Below are 2,338 nucleotides of genomic sequence, written 5' to 3' on the forward strand. Positions count from 1 at the left end.
GGGGTCACCGACGGGTATTCCGGTTTGTTGGCGTCCACTTCCACGCGCACGGTGATCCAGCATTTGGTGCCCTGCTCCATCGACAGCACGTAATAGACCGCGTAGTGGCCGTTGAGCTTACGTTCATCGTTGCCGAACAGCACCGACAGCCAGCCGCCCTGCTGGTAGTAGAGAAACTCCACCACTTCCGGCAGGTAGTTGACCTTCACGGTGATGGTTAACTGGTCTTTGGTCTGCCAGGCTTCGTCCAGCACCACGCCGGGAAAGGCCTGGTGCAGCGCCGCAAGGTAGTGTTGACCGATTTTTTCTTCAGACATGCTCAAACTCTCTTAATCACGCCACCAGCAAGGAGACGAAAGCTAAAAAGGCGAAACCAAACCCGGCCCAGGTGACGCGGGAGGTGGCACAAAAACGCAGACGCGCCATGCTGTTTTCAAACAGCGCGATAATTAGCACCCCAACCACCAGCTTAACGATGGCAACCACCAGCGCCAGCAGCAGGCCGCCGACGCTGAAGCTGGTCATCTGGCCCCACGGAAAGAAGACCCCGACAAACATCTGCAGCACCACCAGCTGTTTGAGGCTGATGCCCCACTTCAGGATGCCAAAGCCGCTGCCGCTGTATTCCGACAGCGGCCCTTCCTGCAGCTCCTGCTCCGCTTCCGCCAGATCGAACGGCAGTTTGCCCATCTCGATAAAGGTGGCGAAGGCGCAGGCGCATAACGCCAGAATCAGTGGAATGCTGCGCGCCGCCGGCCAGTGGTAAAGGGTATCGGTGATGGCGCTGATATGGGTCGAGCCGGCGACCTGCGCCGCCACCCACAGGCCCAACAGCAGGATCGGCTCCACCAGCACGCCGAGCATCGCTTCGCGACTGCTGCCCAGCGCGGTAAACGGGCTGCCGGTGTCCAGACCGGAAATGGCAAAGAAGAAACGGGCGATGGCGAACAGGTAGATCAGGGTGATGAGATCCCCCAGCACCGGCAGCGGGGAGTCTACCGTCACCACCGGCAGCGCGGTGGCGATGGTCAGCATCACGCCCACCATGACGTACGGCGTCAGGCGAAACACCCAGCCCGAGGCGTCAGGACCGACGCTCTGGCGGCCCAGCAGTTTCAGGATATCGCGATACTCCTGCAGTACCCCCGGTCCACGGCGGTTATGCAGCCGCGCGCGGGCGACGCGAACGATCCCGGACAACAGCGGCGCGACGGCAAACAGCACCAGCGCCTGTAGCAATGCAATTAACAGACTCATTCTCAGGCTCCTCGCGAAATGACAATCACCACCAGCACCGCCAGCTCAACCAGCGCGATCCCGCGCAGCAGCGCCGGCGCCGAGGCCGATTGCCAGCCCGGCACCAGACGCACCGGGTTCAGCCAGTGACGCAGCTTCAGCAACGGCGCAAAGGCCTCTTTCACCGGCATGGCAAAGCCGTGGGCCGTTACCACCATCGACTGCTCGTGGTCGTAACCGCAGACCCACGCCGCGCCGCGCGAGCGCGCCGCCAGGCGATCGCCTTTAAAGAAGATCATCAGCAGGAACGGCAGCAGCGGGCAGGCAATAAGCAGCAGCGCGATCATCGGCTGCGACACCACGCTCGATACCTGAGCCTGCACCGGGAAGGCGCCGCTCACCAGCGGCAGCAGCCACGGCGCGGCGATGCCGCCAACGAGGCAGAACACCGCCGCCAGCACCACGCTCAGGGTCATCAGCCAGGGGGCGCAGGTAGCGTTTTCCGCCTCTTTCGTCCGCGGCGCGCCGAGGAAGGTCACGCCGTAGACTTTCGCCATACACATCACCGCCAGTGCGCCAGTGATCGCCAGGCCAACGGCCAGTAGCGGCCCCAGCAAACGGCCGATAAACAGGTCGCCAGTGCTCATTTTGAAGAAGGATTGATAGATAACCCACTCGCCGGCGAAGCCGTTCAGCGGCGGCAGGGCAGCCATTGCCATCAGCCCCACCAGCATGGCGAGGGAGATCAGCGGCATTTTTTTACCGATGCCGCCCAGCTTCTCGATATCGCGATGACCGGTGCGGAACCACACCGCTCCGGCACCGAGGAACAGCGTGGTTTTGAACAGGCTGTGGTTAATCAGGTGATACATGCCGCCGATAAAGCCCAGCACCATCAGCGTGCTGTTGCGGGTCGCCACGCCGGTGACGAAGGCGCCCAGCCCCAGCAGGATAATGCCGATATTCTCCAGGGTGTGATAGGCCAGCAGGCGCTGAATGTTATGCTCCATCAGCGCATACAGTCCGCCGATAAAGGCGGTGATCATCCCCAGCGCCAGCAGCATCACGCCCCACCACAGCGGCGGCACGCCGCCCGCCCGCG

3 protein-coding genes are annotated in these 2,338 nt (G+C 62.7%); all 3 read right to left on the reverse strand.

The window, feature by feature from the left end:
• A partial coding sequence (locus HMPREF9538_RS32940; RefSeq protein ID WP_009485504.1) for an NADH-quinone oxidoreductase subunit C occupies window positions 1-317 on the reverse strand: 317 nt, incomplete at its 3' end.
• 16 nt (window positions 318-333) lie between these two features.
• Window positions 334-1,257: a respiratory chain complex I subunit 1 family protein gene (locus HMPREF9538_RS10185; RefSeq protein WP_004149485.1), complete on the reverse strand. Its 924-nt coding sequence runs from the start codon at window positions 1,255-1,257 to the stop codon at window positions 334-336.
• Window positions 1,258-1,259: 2 nt separating this feature from the next.
• The coding region (locus HMPREF9538_RS10180; RefSeq protein ID WP_009485505.1) for a proton-conducting transporter membrane subunit at window positions 1,260-2,338 on the reverse strand (1,079 nt) is incomplete at its 5' end.

The sequence above is a fragment of the Klebsiella sp. MS 92-3 genome (assembly GCF_000195655.1).
GTDB lineage: Bacteria > Pseudomonadota > Gammaproteobacteria > Enterobacterales > Enterobacteriaceae > Klebsiella > Klebsiella pneumoniae.